General features: G+C 57.1%; 22 protein-coding genes. 12 read left to right on the top strand and 10 right to left on the bottom strand.

Annotated elements, in window-relative coordinates:
• Positions 1–15 precede the first annotated feature (15 nt).
• Positions 16–1,269: a cysteine desulfurase-like protein gene (locus B2A78_RS07875; RefSeq protein WP_077729383.1), complete on the bottom strand. Its 1,254-nt coding sequence runs from the start codon at positions 1,267–1,269 to the stop codon at positions 16–18.
• Positions 1,270–1,557: 288 nt separating this feature from the next.
• On the opposite strand from B2A78_RS07875, the gene B2A78_RS07870 reads away from it, so the two are divergent.
• Positions 1,558–3,297 carry a hypothetical protein gene (locus B2A78_RS07870; RefSeq protein ID WP_077729381.1) on the top strand — a complete coding sequence of 580 codons (1,740 nt, stop codon included), beginning with the start codon at positions 1,558–1,560 and terminating at the stop codon, positions 3,295–3,297.
• A gap of 478 nt (positions 3,298–3,775) precedes the next feature.
• On the opposite strand, the gene B2A78_RS07865 is transcribed toward B2A78_RS07870, so the two are convergent.
• The 8 genes from B2A78_RS07865 to B2A78_RS07830 form a co-directional block, all read right to left on the bottom strand.
• Positions 3,776–4,468: a 2OG-Fe dioxygenase family protein gene (locus B2A78_RS07865; protein WP_077729379.1), complete on the bottom strand. Its 693-nt coding sequence runs from the start codon at positions 4,466–4,468 to the stop codon at positions 3,776–3,778.
• Positions 4,469–4,916: 448 nt separating this feature from the next.
• Positions 4,917–5,270, bottom strand: a complete 354-nt coding sequence (locus B2A78_RS07860) for a protein YgfX (protein WP_143735103.1) — start codon at positions 5,268–5,270, stop codon at positions 4,917–4,919.
• Between the two features lie 25 nt (positions 5,271–5,295).
• Positions 5,296–5,580 (bottom strand): succinate dehydrogenase assembly factor 2, encoded by a 285-nt coding sequence (locus B2A78_RS07855; RefSeq protein WP_240502445.1) that lies wholly within the window; start codon positions 5,578–5,580, stop codon positions 5,296–5,298.
• Positions 5,581–5,670: 90 nt separating this feature from the next.
• Positions 5,671–6,453 carry a succinate dehydrogenase iron-sulfur subunit gene (locus B2A78_RS07850; protein WP_077729375.1) on the bottom strand — a complete coding sequence of 261 codons (783 nt, stop codon included), beginning with the start codon at positions 6,451–6,453 and terminating at the stop codon, positions 5,671–5,673.
• Between the two features lie 10 nt (positions 6,454–6,463).
• Positions 6,464–8,251, bottom strand: coding sequence for a succinate dehydrogenase flavoprotein subunit (gene sdhA / locus B2A78_RS07845; RefSeq protein WP_077729374.1), 1,788 nt, complete (start codon positions 8,249–8,251; stop codon positions 6,464–6,466).
• Between the two features lies 1 nt (position 8,252).
• Positions 8,253–8,633, bottom strand: a complete 381-nt coding sequence (gene sdhD / locus B2A78_RS07840) for a succinate dehydrogenase, hydrophobic membrane anchor protein (RefSeq protein WP_077729373.1) — start codon at positions 8,631–8,633, stop codon at positions 8,253–8,255.
• 20 nt (positions 8,634–8,653) lie between these two features.
• The gene (gene sdhC / locus B2A78_RS07835; protein ID WP_077729372.1) at positions 8,654–9,022 is read right to left on the bottom strand and encodes a succinate dehydrogenase, cytochrome b556 subunit; all 369 of its coding nucleotides are present in this window, start codon (positions 9,020–9,022) and stop codon (positions 8,654–8,656) included.
• 97 nt (positions 9,023–9,119) lie between these two features.
• Positions 9,120–9,278, bottom strand: coding sequence for a DUF1674 domain-containing protein (locus B2A78_RS07830; RefSeq protein WP_077729371.1), 159 nt, complete (start codon positions 9,276–9,278; stop codon positions 9,120–9,122).
• 273 nt (positions 9,279–9,551) lie between these two features.
• Between B2A78_RS07830 and B2A78_RS07825 the strand changes: the two genes are divergently transcribed.
• From B2A78_RS07825 to B2A78_RS07780, 10 genes are all read left to right on the top strand, one after another.
• The gene (locus B2A78_RS07825; RefSeq protein ID WP_077729369.1) at positions 9,552–9,743 is read left to right on the top strand and encodes a CsbD family protein; all 192 of its coding nucleotides are present in this window, start codon (positions 9,552–9,554) and stop codon (positions 9,741–9,743) included.
• Between the two features lie 231 nt (positions 9,744–9,974).
• Positions 9,975–10,493: a hypothetical protein gene (locus B2A78_RS07820; protein ID WP_077729368.1), complete on the top strand. Its 519-nt coding sequence runs from the start codon at positions 9,975–9,977 to the stop codon at positions 10,491–10,493.
• Positions 10,494–10,536: 43 nt separating this feature from the next.
• A complete protein-coding gene (locus B2A78_RS07815) occupies positions 10,537–10,977 on the top strand; it encodes a DUF2383 domain-containing protein (RefSeq protein WP_077729367.1) in 441 nt (146 codons plus the stop codon).
• Between the two features lie 136 nt (positions 10,978–11,113).
• Entirely contained in the window at positions 11,114–12,145 is a 1,032-nt protein-coding gene (locus B2A78_RS07810; protein WP_077729366.1) for an SDR family oxidoreductase, read from the top strand.
• Between the two features lie 530 nt (positions 12,146–12,675).
• Positions 12,676–13,224 carry a hypothetical protein gene (locus B2A78_RS07805; protein ID WP_143735102.1) on the top strand — a complete coding sequence of 183 codons (549 nt, stop codon included), beginning with the start codon at positions 12,676–12,678 and terminating at the stop codon, positions 13,222–13,224.
• Entirely contained in the window at positions 13,178–13,738 is a 561-nt protein-coding gene (locus B2A78_RS07800; RefSeq protein WP_346425836.1) for a phage holin family protein, read from the top strand. The genes B2A78_RS07805 and B2A78_RS07800 overlap by 47 nt, the downstream gene beginning before the upstream one ends.
• Positions 13,739–13,786: 48 nt before the next feature.
• Complete coding sequence (locus B2A78_RS07795; protein WP_077729361.1) at positions 13,787–14,236, top strand: ferritin-like domain-containing protein; 450 nt, start codon at positions 13,787–13,789, stop codon at positions 14,234–14,236.
• 129 nt (positions 14,237–14,365) lie between these two features.
• Complete coding sequence (locus B2A78_RS07790; protein ID WP_077729359.1) at positions 14,366–15,583, top strand: DUF3618 domain-containing protein; 1,218 nt, start codon at positions 14,366–14,368, stop codon at positions 15,581–15,583.
• Positions 15,584–15,765: 182 nt separating this feature from the next.
• Positions 15,766–16,788, top strand: a complete 1,023-nt coding sequence (locus B2A78_RS07785) for a YihY/virulence factor BrkB family protein (RefSeq protein ID WP_077729357.1) — start codon at positions 15,766–15,768, stop codon at positions 16,786–16,788.
• Positions 16,789–16,847: 59 nt separating this feature from the next.
• Positions 16,848–17,270, top strand: coding sequence for a CBS domain-containing protein (locus B2A78_RS07780; protein ID WP_205780699.1), 423 nt, complete (start codon positions 16,848–16,850; stop codon positions 17,268–17,270).
• Positions 17,271–17,559: 289 nt separating this feature from the next.
• Here B2A78_RS07780 and B2A78_RS07775 read toward each other — a convergent pair whose 3' ends face one another.
• The gene (locus B2A78_RS07775; protein ID WP_077729355.1) at positions 17,560–18,432 is read right to left on the bottom strand and encodes an SDR family oxidoreductase; all 873 of its coding nucleotides are present in this window, start codon (positions 18,430–18,432) and stop codon (positions 17,560–17,562) included.
• A 557-nt stretch (positions 18,433–18,989) separates the two neighbouring features.
• On the opposite strand from B2A78_RS07775, the gene B2A78_RS07770 reads away from it, so the two are divergent.
• Positions 18,990–19,982 (top strand): UDP-glucuronic acid decarboxylase family protein, encoded by a 993-nt coding sequence (locus tag B2A78_RS07770; protein WP_077729354.1) that lies wholly within the window; start codon positions 18,990–18,992, stop codon positions 19,980–19,982.
• The last annotated feature ends 28 nt before the right edge of the window (positions 19,983–20,010 follow it).

The raw sequence follows: 20,010 nt of genomic DNA, 5'->3' as shown, positions 1-20,010 counted from the left end.
GCCGCTTCGGCCGCTTCAGGCCGAAGCGGCGCTGATTTCGTCCAGCGCATTCAACAAACAATCGATCTCGTCGAAGGTGTTGTAGGCCAAAAGCCCGATTCGCAGCAGGCCGCCCGTCGATTCGACGCCCAATTTTTCGGTAAGGCCGAGCGCATAGAAATTGCCGTGCCAGGTGAAGATGCCGCGATCGCCCAATCGTTCGGCGACCGCATAGGGCGTGTGGCCGGCTAGGGTTATGGCAACGGTCGGCGTTCGCCAGTCGAAGCGAGCAGGGTCAGTTATGCCATAAAGCTTCAGGCCGGTTATTTGCAACAGGTCCTGAATCAAGCGTTCGGACAGGCCACGCTCGTATCGCCGGCTTGCTTCCATCGCCACGATCAAGGCGTCGCGGCGGTTTTCTGGGGAAGACGAAACACGCCGGCCGAGTTCCGCCAAATAATCGATCGTCGCAATCAGCCCGGCCAAGCCTTCGTGATTCAGGGTTCCGGTTTCCCAGCACGAAGGGACTTCATCCGGAGCCGGTTGCACTTTGTAAGGCCGAAAGCGGGCGAGATGCTCGCGTTTGCCGAACAGGATGCCGACATGCGGACCAAAAAATTTGTAGGCGGAACAAGCGAGAAAATCGCAATCGAGAGCGCGTACGTCGATCGGGCCGTGCGGTGCGTAGTGAACCGCATCGACGAAAACCAGCGCGCCGACCGCATGGGCCAGACGTACCGCTTTAGCAACGTCGTTGACGGTGCCGACCGCGTTGGAAGCATATCCGATCGCGACCACGCGGGTCCGCTCGCTGAGCTGCCGCTCCAGGTCGCTCATGTCGAGTGTACAGTCTTCCAAATGGATATCGACGACACGAACCACCGCGCCGACTTCTTCCAACGCGTACCAGGGGGAAACATTCGCGTAGTGGTCTAGCCGCGTCACGACGATTTCGTCGCCGGGCTTCAAGCTGCGCCCTATGGCTCGGCTGAAAGCGAAGGCGAGCGTGGTCATATTGGCGCCGAAGATCACTTCATCGGCACTGCAACCCAAAAAATCCGCGACTGCGGAGCGAGCCGAGGCGATCAGCTCATCGGTCCGCCGGCTGGTGACGAAAGCGCCATGCGCATTGGCGTTGGATGTTGCCAGATAGCGGCTCATGGCATCCATCACCGATTGAGGCACTTGGGTTCCGCCGGGTCCATCGAAGAAAACGAGGCGCTGGCTGCCGATGCCTTGAGCGAGTGCCGGGAACTGGGAACGTATCCATTCGAGATCAAAAGATGCCATGGCGGACTCCTCTGTGATACGGTCGGCCTGTCCATCGGAGCGCCAACCGGTTTTTCGTCGGTCTTAGCATTGGGCCGCGGACAGGTTAACACAAAGGATGCCGGCGAAGGATGAGACGCTCGTTTCGGTCGAATCCGGGGCGGTGGTTTCGATTTGGTTTGAAATCAGCCTGTGACCAGTTTTTCAAAGTCCGTCGTTCTCCCCGGTCGGATCTGCGCTCGGCTTGCCCAGTCGCCCGGTTGATGGAACACTTAGGCGATATTCGAACCATGGACACACCTGCCCAACATGACATCCGTTATTCCTCGAGAAGAATCGCTTCGTTCGCGGCTGGAGCATGAGCCGCAAACACTACAATTCGGAACCAGCGGGCGCCGTGGCCTGCTGATTCACCTCAGCCAACTGGAAATCTTCATCAATGCCCTCGCCGAGCTCGAATACCTGCAATCGTTGCCGCTTGCCGAGGGCGGCATCGTGCGCGGCGAGGATTTCTTTTTCGCCTACGATCTGCGCCCCAGTTCCAGCCGCTTCATCGACGGGGAACCTCGGCGCGGAGAACTTGCCCAGGCCGTCGAGTGCGCCATCCGCACCGCCGGCATGAGGCCGGTGAATCTCGGCCGCATTCCGACGCCGGCGCTGACCTACTATGCCGTGTCGCGCGGCAAGGGCAGCATCATGGTGACGGGCAGCCACATCCCTTTCGACCGCAACGGTTACAAGACCAACACGTCGCGCGGGGAACTGCTGAAACAGCATGAGCAGCCCATCAACGAAAAGGTGCGGGAGGTGCGGGAAAAGCTATACGGCCAGTCTTTTGCCGATTCCCTGTTCGACGAGCAGGGGCAGTTCAAGGCTGGCCACCTCGAACTCTCCGCCGAAAGCGGCGAGGCCGCCACCGCCTACATCAAGCGCTATGCGGATTTCTTCGGTGCCGAGTCGCTGAAAGGGCTACGCCTCCTGGTGTACCAGCATTCGGCCGTGGGACGGGATCTCGTGGTCGAAATCCTGCGCGAACTCGGCGCCGAGGTCGTCGTCGCCGGGCGCAGCGAAACCTTCGTCCCGATCGATACCGAAAACATCAATGCGGAACAGCTCACGGTTATTCAGACGCTGTTCGACGAAGCCGTGGCGAAACACGGCCGGATCGATGCCGTAGTCTCCACCGATGGCGACAGCGATCGTCCGCTGATTCTCGGCGTGGATCCCGAAACCTCCGCCGTACGCTTTTTCGGGGGCGATCTGGTGGGGATGATTACGGCGGAATATTTGGGGGCAGATGCCGCGGTCGTGCCGATCAGCTGCAACGATGGCATAGACCGAGGCGCACTCAAGGACATCACCGAACCCAAGACGCGCATCGGTTCGCCGTTCGTCATTGCCGGCATGGAAGCCGCGCGTGCGCGCGGCAAAAAAGCAGTCTGCGGCTGGGAAGCCAATGGCGGATTTCTGACCGGCTCGGATATCCTCAGGAACGGCAAGACCCTCAAGGCGCTGCCCACGCGCGACGCCGTCCTGCCCATTCTCGCCGTGCTTTGTGCCGGCCGGGAACAGGGACTCGGTCTAACCGAGCTGTTCGCTTCATTACCCAAACGCTACAGCCGCGCCGCACTGCTCAAGCAGTTTCCGAGATCGGTCGGCCTCGAGATCGTCAAACGTTTCTCGCCTTCCGAGCCAGCCATCGGCGAAGTTCGGTTCTCGCCCGACGGTACCTCGGTGCTGAGTGCAGACGGCCGGAAACTCGAAACCGCGGATGTGGGAATTCCTAAACTCGATGCGATTCGGCGGGAACTCACCGGTTTCTTCACGGCAGATCTCGGTTTCGGCGCCATTACGACCCTGAATTTCATCGACGGGGTACGCATACGATTCGGCAACGGGGATGTGGCCCATCTGCGGCCTTCCGGCAATGCCGACGAACTGCGAATCTACGCGGTCGCGGACACTCAGGCGCGTGCCGATGCCATCGCCGGCATGGCGGTGGCCGAACCCGACGGGATTCTGCGCCGCTTGGAGCGGTTGGTACGTTAAAGCGGCTTCCGGACGGGACAGAGTCGACCACGGGTGTCGCGGTTCGGGCAAGCTAAGACCGTGGGTCCTGAGCCCCGTCGAAGAATCGGGATTATTAACCCGGCCTATAAATATAGGCCGGGTTAATCCGGGGCAGGGATGCCCCGGCGCGGCGACAAGCCGCGTGAGCCCAGGCCGGGCGTGTACCGGCCTGGGCGGCGGCCCGAAATACCAGGAGGGTATTTACGGACCTGATTAATAAAGCGCCCCCTTCGGAATCTACGCAGGTAAAGCAGGTTTCCCATGCTCCCGTTTGGAAACCTGCTTCACAAAACTCCCGCTTTTGCAGTTTGGCTTAGCGCCCGAAGTAGGTCGGCAATCCTTTGCCGACAAAGGCCCTCGCCGACGGCGGGTGTCGGCAAAGGATTGCCGACCTACACATTGCGATGCCCACTGCTAAACCGCGGTGAAAAATGTGCGAGGACTTTTCCGCTCCATCTCAGCGGTCAACTGCCGTTTCTCGGGAATCCATAAGCAAGCTCGGAGATGTCAAAACAAATACGTCCCGGTGGCCAGCGCTCTTCCCAATAGGTTGGATAGGACTGGTATAGTGGAAGAACTTCCGGTCGTTGATCAACAAAAGTTCTCCAGGGTATAAGATTTTGTCAAAAACAGGATTACCGGTTTTATTTTTGTACAGATGCGTTTCCCCACCCTGAATATTTCTCCGGTCAATAGAATAGATACAAACAAAGTCGGCACCGTCGCTGTGTATACCTTCTGGCGCCGGATTTCCAAAGTTATCCGGGGAGCATGTGGTTCGTATCTGATGAACGCCTATTTCGGTACCAATATCGAGACTGCAAAAATCTCTGAATATCGATAGTAGGCTTTTGAACATTCCGAAATTGACGAGCTCCTCATCCAATTCGGAAAATTCTCGTTTTATACCGCCGACCAGGGGATTATATTCTTTGGGTTGGAAAAGAAAGCCATGCGGCATTTTAACGATGCCATCCTCAGAAACCTTGAACCGTGATAGCTTTCGAAGACGATAGTCACCCTTGATATAAGGGTCGACGGGAAGACTGCTGAAAAACGGCTCAAAAGCCTCCGGATCCATGGCTCTTTCCGCCCGCATGACGAACAGAAAACCGAATTCGAATCCAGTCGATCCAAATACTTTTTGCATAGGGCACGCTCTCCCTAAAAAAGGTGGCCTCCCACTATTCTCTTGAATTCCTGATACCGTTTGTCGTCGTAGAACAGTTCTGCGTGCCTAGTACTTTATAACATGGCATAAGATCGCCAGTTTATGTGTTTATCGGCACGATAAGAGCGTGAGATACTTTCATGCGAATATCGTAACCATAATGTTACGCGTTCGGACGTATATCCGATAACAGATTACGCGCCTGATTTTATAAACTTCGACCCATAAACTCGGCAGAAGTTTCAGATTACCCGGACTACTGCAAGAAATACCGGCTGCCGTGAATATGTGCCAGGATGCGTATTCGATCAGCGCCATTTCAATATTCTTCCGGCAATTTAGCGGCATCATGTCTTGTGCGCTTTCTGATTTTCCAATCGCAGTATGTAGAGGATCGGCTGAACCTGCGAACCCCATCGATCGCGAACTAATACCGACAGCGAAGATAGACCCGAAGCATCCGGAAGGACTCGGCGTCCATGCCGTCGCGGCACACCGTAACGGCGTGTGTCTTCGTTTCGGTTTTAATGTGCAAAATGACTATCCACGTGGTGACGATGCTGCTGTCCAGCACGGTTCCGGATTGCATACCGGACGGCGGGAAGATCTCGCATTCGCCTCCCGGTTTGAGGACCAGTTCCCTGACGGCCGGATTCAATGAATATTCCCTACGACAAAGGAACAAACTGAACAACACGGCGCCGAGCAGCCCCAGCCTCGTCCACGCCGGCAGCGGGTTGGCCAGGGACGCAAACGCCGCCAATGCGTGAACCGCTGTCACGGCGACGGCCAGGCTGCGGGACGGATTAAGAAGAAGACGGAGAGGCGGAACGGATTTTGAGGACAAGCTCGGCCAGCGATGAATCTATGGGGACGCAGTCGGTATAAAGATAGCGCCAAAGCCTTTCGTCCGGTTCATCGAGAAGCCGGATGAAGGTCGATTTTTCCGTTTCCGGCGCTTGATCGTAAGCACTATCCAGGTAGCGCTGCAACAGCAGATCGAGTTCCCGCATGCCGCGGCGACAGCGCCATCGGAGCTGAGCCGCTTTCATCGGCTCAGAGAGGGTGAACAGAACTACTGCGCGGCCCATATTCGCTCCTGCGATGCTCAACGTACCCCCTGTACGCCTGCGCTTCTCGTAGCGAATATGGGCCGCTCGCCACGTTTTTTTCACCCTCTCTCAACGCTGCCGCTCGATCAAGAGCTTCTTGATTTCGGCGATGGCCTTGGCCGGGTTCAGATTTTTCGGACAGACATGCGTGCAGTTCATGATGGTGTGGCAACGATACAGCTTGAACGGATCTTCCAATTCGTCCAGCCGCTCGCCGGTGTTCTCGTCCCGGCTGTCCACGATCCACCGATAGGCTTGCAGCAAAACCGCAGGCCCCAGGTAGCGTTCGCTGTTCCACCAGTAACTGGGACAAGCCGTCGAGCAGCATGCGCACAATATGCACTCGTAATAGCCTGTGAGCCGGTTTCGCTCCTCCTTGCTCTGAAGACGCTCCCGATCGGCCGGCGGCGGCGTTTGAGTCTGAATCCACGGCCGAATCGAGGCATATTGGGCGAAAAAGTGGGTTTGATCGGGCACCAGATCCTTGATCACCGGCTGATGCGGCAGAGGGTAAATTCTTATCACCTCGCGGCAATCGGCGATCGCCATGGTGCAAGCCAGGGTGTTGTGTCCGTCGATGTTCATGGCGCACGAACCGCACACGCCTTCCCGGCAGGAGCGGCGGAACGCCAGCGTGCTGTCGATCTCGTTCTTGACCTTGATGATGGCGTCGAGAACCATCGGCCCGCAGCGATCCAGATCGACCTCGAAAACGTCGAGGCGCGGATTTTCTCCGGACTCGGGATCGTAGCGGTAGATTTCGAATCGCCTGACATTGGTGGCGCCCTCGGGCGCCGAATATACCTTGCCGGGTTTGACCGTAGAATTCTTGGGTAGTGAAAAAAGCCCCATAACCTTTACTCTAGTACACCCGCTTTTGCGGCTGAATGACTTCGACCTCGTCGGTCAGGGTGTACAGGTGGACCGGACGATAATCGATACGGACATTGTGACGCTCATCGAGCCACAGCAGCGAGTGTTTCAGCCAGTTTTCGTCGTTCCGCTCGGGAAAGTCCTCACGGGTATGCCCTCCCCGGCTCTCTTCGCGGTTGAGCGCTCCGGCGATGGTCACCATGGCCTGGGCGAGAAGATTCTCGAGCTCCAGGGTTTCGACCAGATCGGTATTCCAAATGAGCGAACGATCCGAAACGCGCACATCCTGAAAGGAATCCATGACGCCTTTCAACTGGTCGACGCCTTCCTGCAGCACCTCGCCCGTCCGGAATACGCCCGCATGGCTCTGCATGCTCCTCTGCATCGCCAGGCGGATGTCCGCGGTTTTCCGCGAGCCCTTGGCGTAGCGCAGCCGGTCGAAGCGGGCCAGCGCCGGATCGTAAGCATCCGGCGGAAGCGGTTTGTGGAGCCGCTTGGGCTGGATCAGCTCGGCACAACGCAATGCCGCCGCCCGCCCGAACACGACCAGATCCAGCAGGGAATTGGACCCGAGCCGGTTCGCCCCGTGCACGGACACGCAAGCCGCCTCGCCGATCGCCATCAAGCCGGGCACCGGCGTCTCGGGGTTGCCGTCCTTCAGCGTGACCACTTCACACTTGTAATTGGTGGGAATGCCGCCCATGTTGTAATGGACGGTCGGAATGACCGGAATCGGCGCCTTCGTAACATCCACGCCGGCGAAGATCATGACGGTCTGGCTGATGCCGGGCAGCCTTTCTTCGACTACCGCAGGATCGACATGTTCAAGATGCAGGTAGATGTGATCCTTGTCCGGCCCGACACCCCGCCCCTCCAGGATTTCCCGTGTCATGGCGCGGCTCACCACGTCGCGCGAGGCCAGGTCCTTGGCGTGGGGCGCGTAGCGCTCCATGAAACGCTCGCCTTCGGAATTGGTGAGATAACCGCCCTCGCCTCTCACGCCTTCGGTGACCAGGCAGCCGGCTCCGTAGATCCCGGTGGGATGGAACTGCACGAATTCCATGTCCTGGAGCGGCAATCCGGCTCGCAGGACCATGGCGTTGCCGTCTCCGGTCGTGGTGTGCGAGGACGTGCAGGAGAAGTAGCAACGCCCGTAACCGCCGGTTGCGAGGATCGTCATGTGCGAGCGGAACAGGTGCAAGGTTCCGTCATCCAGGCGCCATGCGAGCACCCCGCGGCATTCGCCCTCGTCCATGATGAGATCCAGAGTGACGTATTCGGTGAAGAACTCCACCTTGTGCCTGAGCGATTGCTGGTAGAGCGTATGGAGAATGGCGTGGCCGGTAAAGTCCGCCGCCGCGCAGGTGCGCTGGGCGGAGCCCTTCCCGAAATGGGTGGTCATGCCGCCGAAAGCGCGCTGATAAATCTTGCCGTTCTCGGTACGCGAAAAAGGGACGCCGTAATGCTCCAATTCGATGACGGCGGGAATCGCCTCGCGGCACATGTATTCGATCGCGTCCTGATCGCCCAGCCAGTCGGACCCCTTCACCGTGTCGTACATATGCCAGCGCCAATCGTCCTCGCCCATGTTGCCCAATGCGGCGCTGATACCGCCCTGAGCCGCCACGGTGTGGCTGCGTGTCGGAAAGACCTTGGTAAGGCACGCCGTTTTCAGACCTTTTTCGCCCAGTCCCAGCGCCGCGCGCAAACCCGCGCCGCCGGCTCCGACAACCACGGCGTCATAGGTATGGCGAATGATCTCGTAGGCCTTGGTCATGCTACCCCATGAACACGATGCGCAGCGTTGCATAGAGCGACGCCAACGCCAGAAAGGAAAAAACCAGCTTCATGCCCAGAATGCTGAGCATTTTCAGCCATTCGGTATGAATGTAATCCTCCATCACCACCTGCAACCCCAGCGTGGCGTGATAGAAGACCAGAATGATGAAAGACAACAGGAAGATACTGTTCCACGGCGTCGCTATCCACCGAACGACTTGCTCGTAATCGGCATGAGGCAGCGAAACGACTACGGGCGCAAGCCAAAATATCAGAGGAATCAGCGCGATAGAGGTCACCCGCTGCCGCCACCATTCATGAGTTCCCTGTTTGGCCGAGCCGAGTCCCCGGGCACGGGCAAGCGGTGATCGATAGTTCATGGGCCCTTAGAAAATCGTGATCATGTGAGTAGGAATAACCCCAGGGTCAGCAACACCGCAGCGACCAACTCCAAATAAGCATACCGATCCAAAGTGTCACGATCGAAACCGTGCCCGGTGTCCCAGATCAGATGTCTGACGCCATGGGAAAAATGAAAGAACAAAGAAAAAAGCCAGGCCCACAACAGTAATTGCCCCGGCAACGAGCGCAGAACGGCTTGTATCCAGGCGAACTGAGCCTCTCCCTCGGCGACGGCCATCAGGCACACTGCCCAAAAAACCAGGCCGACGCTTAATAACACTCCGGTTATTCGATGCGTGATCGACAAGACCGCGGTCAGCGGCAAGCGGTAAATCTGAAGATGGGGCGACAGCGGACGCTCACTCATAACTTGGCGAAACACCTAAGGTCTTGTTCCTGGCTGCGATGGCAAACCTGCGCCCAGCAATCTTTGCCGGACGCGCCGAGAACCGCGTGCATGGAAACTAAAAATCGATACACCGTCCGTCCTTTTCCCAATCTCCGTAGCGGGTAGGCTCTGGGCGCTCTGCGTCCTTGCGCGGAGCAGCTTGCGATTCGGATTTTGTCGCTTGCCCATTCTCCAATTCTTGATCGCTGTTTGAGGACTTGAGTTCCTCAGTCATGACACAACTCCTCCGAAGCCTGTTTTATGGCTTTTATACCTTGGCAGGGAAGTGATCACAAGCCGTTCGCGACACTCTTCGCGGCTGGCGTCCGAAAATATTATCAGTAAGGAATCTTTCGCGAGAGGTTTTGTCGAACTTTTACAAACTTTCGACCGGTGGAATAAATACGGTCGAAGAAAGGTACATATTTCGTCAATACGTATATGTACTCAACGTTATGAGCCAGTCAGGGCAGATGCTTTGTCTATGGCGTATATTTGGAGAAATGTCATGAACTGGGATCAAGTCAAAGGAAACTGGAAACAAGTCAAAGGCACGATTAAAGCTCAATGGGGTCGGTTGACCGACGATGAGCTTGACGAGATTAATGGCGAAAGAGAAAAACTGATAGGCAAGATTCAGGAAAGATACGGGATAGCCCGTGAAGAAGCGGAAAGGCAAGTAGAAGGTATGAAGATGTAAATCGAATACTTGGCTAGCTGACGGTAACGCCGTTTTTCCACGCTCCCCGAGCGCCACCAATCAGGGATGCACCGTCAGCTAGCGCGTCGACTACTTGAATAGAATAAGTGGGGCATTGCCGCTTTTAAGGTAGTTACCTTTTGCTGATAAATTCAAGATATAACTCAAGCCATTTCGGTATCTTCTTGCGTCAATATATTCTAATCACGCAATTTTCATAAGGAGATTGACATGGAAAAAGCCGTATTTTGTGTCGCCAAGACGAGAGAACAAGCCGAGTTGATTATCGATCGTTTGAGGTCCTCGGGATTTTCAAACAACGATATCTCCGTCCTTTTTCCCGATAAGTCCACGACCAAAGATTTCGCCCACGAGCAGCACACCAAGGCGCCGGAGGGAGCTACCGCCGGAGGAGTCGCAGGCATGGGCGTGGGTGCCGTGCTCGGTTGGCTTGCAGAAATCGGCACTATTGCAATACCTGGTGTCGGCCCCTTTATCGCTGCCGGACCTATCGCGGCGGCACTGACTGGCGCAGCTATCGGCGGAGCAACCGGAGGAATCATCGGAGCTCTGGTCGGCATGGGAATTCCGGAGTACGAAGCCAAACGTTACGAGGGCAAGATCAAGAGCGGGAACATTCTGATTTCCGTGCATACCACTGACAGCCACCAAAGGTCCAAAGCCAAAGAGATTTTCGAACAGGCTAATGCGGAAGACATCGCAGTGAGCGGAGAAGCGAGCGTCACCTAACCAGCGGACAACTTCGCTTCGGAGCAAACATCAGGAGACGTATATGCCATGGGACGAATCCAAACTTAATACCCTATTGCGAGACGAAATATCCGCCGTCGAAACCTATCAACAGGCTCTGGATAAATTGCGCAATGAGCCGCAGGTTGGAGAAGTGCAGCAGATTTCTTCGATTTGCGAAGATCATCGAGACTCCGCCAACAAGCTCAGGGAGCGGATCATTCAGTCCGGAGGCAAACCCACGGAGGACTCCGGAGCCTGGGGAACCTGGTCCAAAATGGTCATGGGCGGCGCCAAATTATTGGGTGATAAGGCGGCTCTCACCGCCCTCCGCCAAGGAGAGGAAAACGGTATTCAGGATTACCAGGAAGCCCTGCTGGATGCGGATATTCCGGCCGATGTCCGAAACTTGATTCAAACCACGCTGTTGCCGAGACAACAGCAACACCTCAACGTTCTGAACAGGCTCATCGGGACCACCTGATCCTGTTGCGGCGCGGCCGCAGAGAGCCGATAGAGAGGGAATCTCGCTGCGGCGCTCTGTCCACCGCGCCTCGTTTGTTTCGGCGAACTATACCGATCTTCGAGTCGGTGCCCGGCTGGAATGAGAGGACGTTTCCATGCGATTGAATATTGCCGACTCCGTGATCGTCATTACCGGAGCGTCCAGCGGCATCGGCAGAGCGACGGCGATGAAGGTCGCCGAACAGCATGGAACGGTCGTGCTGGCGGCCCGCCAAGCGGACGTATTGCACGAAGTGGTGCGGGAATGCGAGCAAATCGGCGGACGCGCGTTGGCGGTAAGGACCGACGTCACCGACGAAGAGCAAGTCAGGCAATTGGCGCGCCGTGCCATCGAGACTTACGGGCGAATCGACGTGTGGGTCAACGATGCCGCCGTTACCATGCTGTCCCGGTTCGAGGACGCGCCTGCGGATGCATTTAGACGCGTCATCGAAACCAACTTCTTCGGTTATGTTCACGGTGCACGGGCGGTTCTGCCCTATTTCCACAAGCAAGGATACGGTGTATTGGTCAACGTGGCGTCGGTAGTGGGGAAAGTGGCGGCGCCGTATGCCAGCGCGTATGTCGCCAGCAAGTTCGCCATCACCGGATTCTCGGAAAGCTTGCGCATGGAGCTTCGCGATACGCCCGACATTCACGTGTGCACCATTCTGCCTGCAACCATCGATACCCCGTTGTTCCAACATGCCGCCAACTACTCCGGAAAAGCGGTTCAGGCGATGCCGCCGGTTTATGCGCCCGAAGACGTAGCGGAGGCGATCTTGGAGACGATTCGCCATCCGAAGAGGGAGGTCACGGTGGGCAACGCGGGGCGGATGATCGCCATGTGGAATCTTGCGCCGCCGCTGGCGGAACGGATGGTGGCAAGAAAGGTGGAGCGACGTCACTTTCAAGACCGGCCCGGACCGGATTCGCCCGGAAACCTTTTCGAACCCATGCCCGAATTCGACACCGTGCGCGGCGGCTGGCTGGAACCCCATCAACAACGCTATCGAAAGACGGCCTGGACTGCGGGCACCTTGGCCCTGCTCGCCGGTCTTGGCGCGGCGCTTTACCTGAACTCCTCCAGACGCTCGACGCCACGAACTGCCGAAGCCGGCAACGTTCTACCGAATCCCGATAAATAGCCTGAACCTCTCCCGGAGGCGGGGTCTCATTCGGAAATAGATGTCCGCACGTACGAGCCACCGTTACCTCGACATCAGGGATATTCAATCCCTATCAATGGTCTTAAACCTATATCAAGACTCGGTATCGAGGCGGGCCTCGGTTTAACCATCATTGGAGATCGGCAACTTAGCTTTGTATTTTTAGTCTTTTTCCCAACTTGTTGTAGACAAGAGACAAAACAACAGGCCGCCTGTTGTTCATAAGGGCAATATATTCGTTCTTATACTATTCCATATCACCCTTCAAGTACGTATTCGCCAGCCGCTTTAGACCATCTTCTTAAAAACATTCATAACCTGGTCTTATTTACCTTCTCACAGATCGTCAAGGTATTTAGATCGATTTGCCAAAAGGAATATACCAGCAGTTCTAGTTTATCGGAAAACCATGATTTTTAACTAAGAATACGAATTAATACGACTGTTTTTTCCTGGTATCTCGAAGAATAATTTGTCAATTATCAACCATCAGAAGGCGAGGTGATGTCATGGCTAACGTAGATACTGATTTAGATAGCACCAAACCTGCCTCCTCGACTCAGTCCGGTACTGGAATGGGTACCACAGGCAGCGCGGAAATGCGTTCGTCGGATATTAAGACCGAAGCCAAGGAAGTAGCCGGCGAAATCAAGCACGAAATGCAACGGCTGAAGGAAGAAGCCAAGCAAAGAGGTGAATCATTGTTCAGGGGTCAGCGCAACGCCGCGGCCTCGGAAGTCGGCGGCATGGCGGAAGCCTTGCATCGAACCGCTCAACAGTTGAACGAGCGGGAACAAGGTACGACCGCCCGCTATGTCGATCGTGCGGCGGGAGCTCTCGACAGAATGGTCGATACCATTCGCGAAGGAGATCTTCGCACCATGATGAGAAAGACGGAGGACTTCGCCCGCCGAAATCCGGGGGTCTTCTTCGGTGGAAGCGTACTCGTGGGTTTCATGCTTTCACGATTTCTCAAGAGCTCGGCAGAACGGAGAGAAACCGAGCCGGCGCATGGCTCCACGGAGCGCGTGGGAACCGAAACCCGATATACCCACTGAGGTTTCCGATTCCAAAAGGGCTACATATCCGACACGCGAAACATCCGGCGTCAAAGGCGCCGGCACAACCATTTATGAGAGGAGTGCTGTCATGCAACCAGATGAAGTTACAGGCAAGAAGGATTCTTCGCTTGCCGGACTCCTAACGGACTTTACGCGGGAGTTGTCGACTCTCGTCCGTCAAGAGGGACAATTGATGAAGGCGGAGCTTTCCGAGAAAGTGTCGGAAGCAGGTGCCGGGGTCGGCTCGCTGACGGTGGGCGGTGCGATCGTGTTTGCAGGGTTTTTGACTCTCTTGCTCGCAGCGGTCGCCGCCCTCAACGACATCATGGGAGCCGTCGCTGTCGACAACCCGTGGCTGTCGCCGCTGATCGTCGGATCGATCGTTCTCATCATCGGCTTGGTATTGCTGCAAAAAGGCCGCAGCAATCTCAAGGCGAAAAACTTGATGCCAAAGAAGTCCGGCGAGTCACTCCGCAGAGATTCGGAAGTTTTGCGTGAGCATATCAAGTAACTCGTCATCGTTAAGAAAAGAGAACCGCTCGGACGAGCGAGGAACCATATGCCTACCCTAATCGGAAATGAGGAATCCTTCATCGAAACGCTCTGCAATTTGATCGAGCTCGACTTCGATGCCGTCGCCGCATACGAAGCCGCCATTAAAAGGATCGACGATGGTGCCGTCGGTGATCGGCTCGGTGAATTCATGAGCGATCACCAGCGCCATATCCAGGAACTGAGTCGCATCGTACGCGATCTTGGCCAAATGCCGCCTACCGAGGCCGACTTCAAAGCCGTTTTGACGCAAGGCAAGGTCATCATCGGCAACATTGCCGGCGATAAAGGCATTCTCCAGGCCATGAAATCCAATGAGGACGACACCAACCAGGCGTACAGCCAGGCACTCCAGCGGACCGATATCTTGCCTCAAGCCCGTCCGCTGCTGGAGCGCAATCTGGCGGACGAACGGAGGCACCGGGCCTGGATCGAAGAGCGATTGACACTGATGTGACCGTATTTCGATGGCGATTAATGGGTAGTCCGACTGTTTTGAGGACATCCTATCAGCATAGTTCTAAAGAGCGTCCCCCCAGGCTACGACTGGGACGGGTGCTCTCTAGCAAGCATAGTGGAGAATGTTATGGCTACATATGACGAGACCAGAAGTCCCGAACAAATCGAAACCGATATCGAACGGACACGAAGCCAGATGGCGGAGACTCTGGACACGATTCAAGAGCGATTTTCGCCCGGACAGCTCCTGGATCAAGCCTTGAACTATCTGGACGAGAAGCAGATAAACGAAAATTTGCGACGGTTCGGCACCAGTGCCGGGACTGTCGTCAAGGAAAATCCGATTCCGATGACTCTGCTCGGCGCCGGGCTCGCTTGGCTGGCGCTGTCGGGCCGAACCAAAGGCAAAGGCGGCCGATCCGTTTCTGGGCTCATGAAGCCTTCTCACGGCATGGAAAGTCTGCATAGCAGCCATGGCGAGATAGAACGGTCCGTTTCCCACGGCATGGGCGGAACCAAGGGCGAAGGCGCCATGAGCGAAAAGCTTGGACACGCCAAAGGCAGAGTATCGGAGACCGTCGGCCATGTCCGGGAAACGCTCGGCGAAAAGGCGAGCCATGTTCGGCACTCCGTCGGCGACACCATGAGCAGCGTCCGCGAAAAAGCCGGAGAAGTCTCTCACAGAGCGCAGGATCAGGCGGTACGACTCGGCCATGCGGCCCAAGACCAGTATCAGCACATCGTTCAGGAACAACCCTTGGTCCTGGGCGTGTTGGGGATCGCCATCGGAGCGGCGCTCGGTGCCGCCGTGCCCCGCACACGCATGGAAGACGAAATGATGGGAGAGACGAGAGACCGATTGGCGCGTCAAGCTCGCGAAACCGGCCGGGAAATCATGCATGAGGGCGCCGTCGAAGCCGAACGCGAACCGGCTACCGCCGGCCCGATGCACGAGGGTCCGACCGAAGCCGAGAGCAGCCCGATTACGGCTGGCTCGAGTTCGGGCGAAATACTTCATGGCATGGAAAGCGGCGAAACCGGCATCGGCACCGGTGGAACTACGGTGGGAGGCACCACGGCCGGCGGTACGACCACCGAAGGTATGGGCGGAGTTACACGAGCCACGGGAGGTGAGGCAGCCGCCGCCGAATCCATGAAAGGCGTGCCACCGATGGGCGAGCGCCGCGGAGGCGTAAGCGACCGCCGCAAGGGATTCTTGGCCGAGACGATCGGAAACGTCACGCGAGTACCGCCTGCCGGAGAGCGGCGGCACGGCATGCCCGATCGCCGGATGTCCGGCTCCATGAGCCGAGGACCCGGCTACGAGTCTCCGAACACGCCGTAAGCGACGGTCCTCAAGCCGGTTAACCGTTGGAAAAACGCCATGGCGCGCTCGACGCGTCATGGCGAATTCGCATAAAAAGCGACGACGGAGCGCGCCATGAACGACGGCGTCGAGATTGCACAGTCGATGCCGTCTCCGCGCCGGAAATCGCTTTTCCCGAATCAGTCAGGGAGGTCTTCCCAATGCCCACATCGACTGACGCTTCCGCTTACAACGACCGAGGCCGCTCGGCAGTGCGTCCTTGGGATATCCCGCTCGCAGGCTGGCGGGACATTGCCTACCGTGTCAAGAACGAGGTCGTCCACGACAATATTTCGATCGTCGCGGCCGGCGTAGCGTTCTATGCCCTGCTGGCGATCTTCCCCGCCTTGGCGGCAATGATCGGCCTGTACGGTCTGGTCGCCGATCCCGCCGACGTTCAGAAAGAGATCGAAGCGCTGGCGAACATCGTCCCTGCGGAGGCCCATGCGCTGCTGAGCCGGCAGTTGAACGACATCGCCAGTCATGCCAACACAGCGCTGAGCTTAAGTGTCCTCATCGGTTTAGCGGTGGCGATCTGGAGCGCTACAAAGGGCATCACCTCCCTGATCACCGCGCTGAACATCGTCTACAACGAGCAGGAGAAAAGGAGCTTCTTGAAATTGAACGGCCTGGCTCTAGCCTTCACCTTCGGCGGAATCCTCTTCGCCCTGGTCGCCATAGGCCTCATTGCCGGCTTGCCTGCTTTTCTGAGCTTTACCGGCCTCCGCGGATTTCTGTCATTCCTGTTTTCTCTCCTGCGTTGGCCGCTTCTGGCGCTGGCTTTCATCTTCGGTTTGGCCGTCGTCTACCATTACGGCCCTTGCCGCAATGCGCCCCGCTGGCAATGGATCAGCCCCGGTGCCGTGCTGGCGGTAGTGTTGTGGCTGATCGGTTCGGGGCTGTTTTCTTTTTATGTGTCCAATTTCGGAAACTACAACGAAACCTACGGTTCGGTCGGCGCCATCGTCATTCTGCTCACTTGGTTTTACCTCACGGCTTACGTGGTGCTCCTGGGCGCCGAGCTCAACGCCGAAATGGAGCATCAAACCAAGGAGGACACCACCATAGGCGAACCCGAGCCTTTGGGCGAACGTCGTGCATACGTGGCCGACACCATCGGCAAAGCCTATGGGGACAAAGGAAGGGACAACACGGACGATTCGAGGCAACATCCGAGACGATGAGGCCTGCATTCGCAGCGGCGACTCACGTCCGGTCAATCACTGGAGCGCAGGAAAACGGTATGAACAAACAGGTACGAGATGTTATGACCAAGGGCGCCGAGTGCATCGGCGAGCACGAAACCATCATCGAAGCCGCGAAGCGAATGGAACTGCTCGACATCGGCTCACTCCCTATTTGCGGCGACGACAAGCGCCTCAAGGGCATGCTGACGGACCGCGACATCGTGGTGAAGGTTCTGGCCGCAGATCGGGATCCTTCAACGACTACCGCGGGCGAAGTCGCTCAGGGCACTCCCGTCATGGTCCATGCCAGTGACTCCATCGACGATGCGCTGCGCAAGATGATCGACCATAAAGTCAGGCGCTTGCCGGTCATCGAGGAGCACAAGCTGGTCGGCGTCGTGAGCCAAGGCGACTTGGCCACGAGCATAGACACCTCCAAGGTAGGGGACTTGGTCAGGGCGATTTCCGCCGCGCCCTAAAGCGACCCGTCGAAGCACGGAGGGCGATGCCGTTGGATTCAAGGTCGGTATCGCCGGATCGATAGCAAACGGACCTCGAGTCGCCCCGTTCCCGACATTGCAGTCGGCAAAGGATTGCCGACCTACGAACTCAGGCAATCACTCCGGGTAGGTCGGGAATCCTTTCCCGACATCACGGATTGCTCGGCAAACGATGGCCGACCGACGACCACTCGGTTCGGCCTGCCTTTTGAATAGGCGGGACGTTTTCCAGTGCATGGCGCGAGACCGGCGTGAAGACCGCATTAACTCAACCGGCGCGAACATTCCCTCCCAATAAGGTCAGCACTTCGCCCGTCACGTAACTCGAATCCGCCTCGGACGCGAAATACACGTAAGCCGGCGATATTTCCTCGGGCTGGGCCGGTCGCTGAAACTTGGTCTGCATGCCGAATTTGGCAACTTTTTCGGCCGGCTGATCGGCGGGATTCAGAGGCGTCCAAACCGGCCCCGGAGCGACGCAATTCACCCGGATCCGCGATTCCGCCAGATTCTGCGCCAGCGACTTGGTGAAGGCGATGATCGCGCCTTTGGTCGCCGAGTAATCCAGAAGCCCGGCATTGCCTTCCAGACCGGTGATCGATCCGGTGTTGATGATGGCATCGCCGCCCTTGAGGTGAGGCAGCGCCGCCTTGGTCATATGGAAATAACCGTAGATGTTGGTCTTGAACGTCAGATCCCACTGCTCCTCGGAAATCTCGGCGAGGCTGTCGCAGTGTTTCTGATAGGCTGCGTTATTCACCAGAATGTTCAGTTTGCCGAACGACTGAACGGTTCTTTCCACCGCCTGTCGGCAAAACAACGAGTTCTTGATGTCGCCGCAAATGACGAGAGCCTTACGCCCTTCCGCTTCGACCGCCTGCTTGGTTTCCTCGGCGTCCGAATGCGCCTCGTGATAAACGATGGCGACATCCGCTCCCTCCCGAGCGAACAGCACGGCGACGGACCGGCCTATTCCCGAATCTCCCCCCGTCACCAGCGCGACCTTGTCCTTGAGCTTGCCCGCTCCTTTGTAGAGCGGCGCCGAATATCTCGGCCGGGGCTCCAGCTCGGATTCCAGCTCCGGCCGCTCCAGATGTTGTTCCGGAAACGGCGGTTTCGGTTCTTGCAACTCGCCCGTCATACGCTTGCTCCTTTGCCTGATATCGGCCCGTGTTCGCCCGGACTCAAACCGAGAACATCAACCTCAAATGTAAATATTCGACTCCGAGCGTCGCTTGTTTATCCGGCATTTCGGCGAAGACCGTCGATAGATCATGGCGATAGATATCCCGGTGACGAAACGCACGACCGATAGACACTGCCGCTACCGAAGTCGAGCATCAACTTAGATGTCATTGAACTTTTGACAAACAGCACGGACCAAAATATCAGTAGCCGGTAATACGCCTGGGACATGGATAGTTTTAAGCTTTCAGCAGGGAAGGGTCATCCGCAAGCTTTCAGTTACCCAGTCAAACCATAAACAGACCGCAAGGAATGCGACGCCTTTTGCTGCCCAATTAAGCAACTGCTGCGGTGGGTTTATCCGCTGCCGAACAGTATCGAGCACAGCCGTGTGCTACCGGAATGGACAACGACGCATAAGGCAAATCCGCAAAACGGTCCGCTGATCCCGAAGTCGGCAGGTCATTCGTCCAAGAACGTCAAGGATGCACTCTAAAAGCGGAGATCATGGATATGACAGAGAGTGGAAGGAAACACGTTGTCGTGACCGGCGGAGCCGGGTTTCTGGGAACGAATCTCTGCCGCTGGTTGCTTATGCAAGGTCATGCGGTCACCTGCATCGACAACTTTCGAACCGGAGGCGAGGAGATTCTCCTCGGACTCAAGGACCTGGGTGCTTTGGAAATCATCAATCAGGACATTACCCTGCCGCTGCACGTCGAAAACGTAGACGAAATCTATAACCTCGCCTGCTCAGCCTCGCCGGTCCACTATCAGGCCGATCCGGTCCACACCTTGAAGACCTGCGTGCAGGGCTCGTTCAATCTCCTGGAAATGGCCCGTTACTCGAAAGCCAAGATATTCCAGGCGTCGACCAGCGAAGTTTACGGCGATCCGGAAACCCATCCTCAACATGAAGCTTATCGCGGCTCGGTCAACCCCGTGGGGCCGCGGGCCTGTTACGACGAGGGCAAACGCTGCGCCGAAACCTTGTTTCTCAACTATTACCGGCAGCACACGGTGCGCGTCAAAGTCGGCCGCATCTTCAATACCTACGGACCCTATATGCGGCTCAACGACGGCCGCGTGGTTCCGAACCTGATCGGGCAAGCGCTCCGGAACCGTCCGCTGACCATCTATGGCGACGGCAACCAGACGCGTTCCTTCTGCTATGTCGACGACTTGATCGAGGCGATGCAGCGCTTCATGGCGACGTCCGACGATGTGCCGGGCCCTCTCAATCTGGGCAACCCGGCCGAAATCACCATGCTCGAACTGGCCGACACTATCATCGATCTGACCGGCTCGCGTTCGAAAATCACCTTTCGGCCGCTGCCGGTGGACGATCCCATCCGGCGCTGCCCGGACATCAGCCACGCCCGCGAAAAACTCGGCTGGACGCCATCCACGTCTCTCGTCGACGGCTTAAAACGCACCATAGACTATTTCGAGAGCACCTTGACGGCGAAGGGACATACGTCCTCGAAAGCCATGACCGGAAGCTGATTCCGTTCCGGCCCCCGGCCGGCGATAC

It is taken from the genome of Methylocaldum sp. 14B (genome assembly GCF_002005105.1).
GTDB lineage: Bacteria > Pseudomonadota > Gammaproteobacteria > Methylococcales > Methylococcaceae > Methylocaldum.
The sequence above is the reverse complement of the archived record's forward strand: the minus strand, read 5'-3'. Positions and strand labels throughout refer to the sequence as shown.

What these genes read in the sequence shown, in the direction of transcription:
- B2A78_RS07875 (WP_077729383.1), bottom strand. Translation starts at nt 1,269, where the DNA reads ATGGCATCTTTTGATCTCGAATGGATACGTTCCCAGTTCCCGGCACTC.
- B2A78_RS07870 (WP_077729381.1), top strand. Translation starts at nt 1,558, where the DNA reads ATGACATCCGTTATTCCTCGAGAAGAATCGCTTCGTTCGCGGCTGGAG.
- B2A78_RS07865 (WP_077729379.1), bottom strand. Translation starts at nt 4,468, where the DNA reads ATGCAAAAAGTATTTGGATCGACTGGATTCGAATTCGGTTTTCTGTTC.
- B2A78_RS07855 (WP_240502445.1), bottom strand. Translation starts at nt 5,580, where the DNA reads ATGGGCCGCGCAGTAGTTCTGTTCACCCTCTCTGAGCCGATGAAAGCG.
- B2A78_RS07850 (WP_077729375.1), bottom strand. Translation starts at nt 6,453, where the DNA reads ATGGGGCTTTTTTCACTACCCAAGAATTCTACGGTCAAACCCGGCAAG.
- sdhA (WP_077729374.1), bottom strand. Translation starts at nt 8,251, where the DNA reads ATGACCAAGGCCTACGAGATCATTCGCCATACCTATGACGCCGTGGTT.
- sdhD (WP_077729373.1), bottom strand. Translation starts at nt 8,633, where the DNA reads ATGAACTATCGATCACCGCTTGCCCGTGCCCGGGGACTCGGCTCGGCC.
- sdhC (WP_077729372.1), bottom strand. Translation starts at nt 9,022, where the DNA reads ATGAGTGAGCGTCCGCTGTCGCCCCATCTTCAGATTTACCGCTTGCCG.
- B2A78_RS07830 (WP_077729371.1), bottom strand. Translation starts at nt 9,278, where the DNA reads ATGACTGAGGAACTCAAGTCCTCAAACAGCGATCAAGAATTGGAGAAT.
- B2A78_RS07825 (WP_077729369.1), top strand. Translation starts at nt 9,552, where the DNA reads ATGAACTGGGATCAAGTCAAAGGAAACTGGAAACAAGTCAAAGGCACG.
- B2A78_RS07820 (WP_077729368.1), top strand. Translation starts at nt 9,975, where the DNA reads ATGGAAAAAGCCGTATTTTGTGTCGCCAAGACGAGAGAACAAGCCGAG.
- B2A78_RS07815 (WP_077729367.1), top strand. Translation starts at nt 10,537, where the DNA reads ATGCCATGGGACGAATCCAAACTTAATACCCTATTGCGAGACGAAATA.
- B2A78_RS07810 (WP_077729366.1), top strand. Translation starts at nt 11,114, where the DNA reads ATGCGATTGAATATTGCCGACTCCGTGATCGTCATTACCGGAGCGTCC.
- B2A78_RS07805 (WP_143735102.1), top strand. Translation starts at nt 12,676, where the DNA reads ATGGCTAACGTAGATACTGATTTAGATAGCACCAAACCTGCCTCCTCG.
- B2A78_RS07800 (WP_346425836.1), top strand. Translation starts at nt 13,178, where the DNA reads ATGGCTCCACGGAGCGCGTGGGAACCGAAACCCGATATACCCACTGAG.
- B2A78_RS07795 (WP_077729361.1), top strand. Translation starts at nt 13,787, where the DNA reads ATGCCTACCCTAATCGGAAATGAGGAATCCTTCATCGAAACGCTCTGC.
- B2A78_RS07790 (WP_077729359.1), top strand. Translation starts at nt 14,366, where the DNA reads ATGGCTACATATGACGAGACCAGAAGTCCCGAACAAATCGAAACCGAT.
- B2A78_RS07785 (WP_077729357.1), top strand. Translation starts at nt 15,766, where the DNA reads ATGCCCACATCGACTGACGCTTCCGCTTACAACGACCGAGGCCGCTCG.
- B2A78_RS07780 (WP_205780699.1), top strand. Translation starts at nt 16,848, where the DNA reads ATGAACAAACAGGTACGAGATGTTATGACCAAGGGCGCCGAGTGCATC.
- B2A78_RS07775 (WP_077729355.1), bottom strand. Translation starts at nt 18,432, where the DNA reads ATGACGGGCGAGTTGCAAGAACCGAAACCGCCGTTTCCGGAACAACAT.
- B2A78_RS07770 (WP_077729354.1), top strand. Translation starts at nt 18,990, where the DNA reads ATGACAGAGAGTGGAAGGAAACACGTTGTCGTGACCGGCGGAGCCGGG.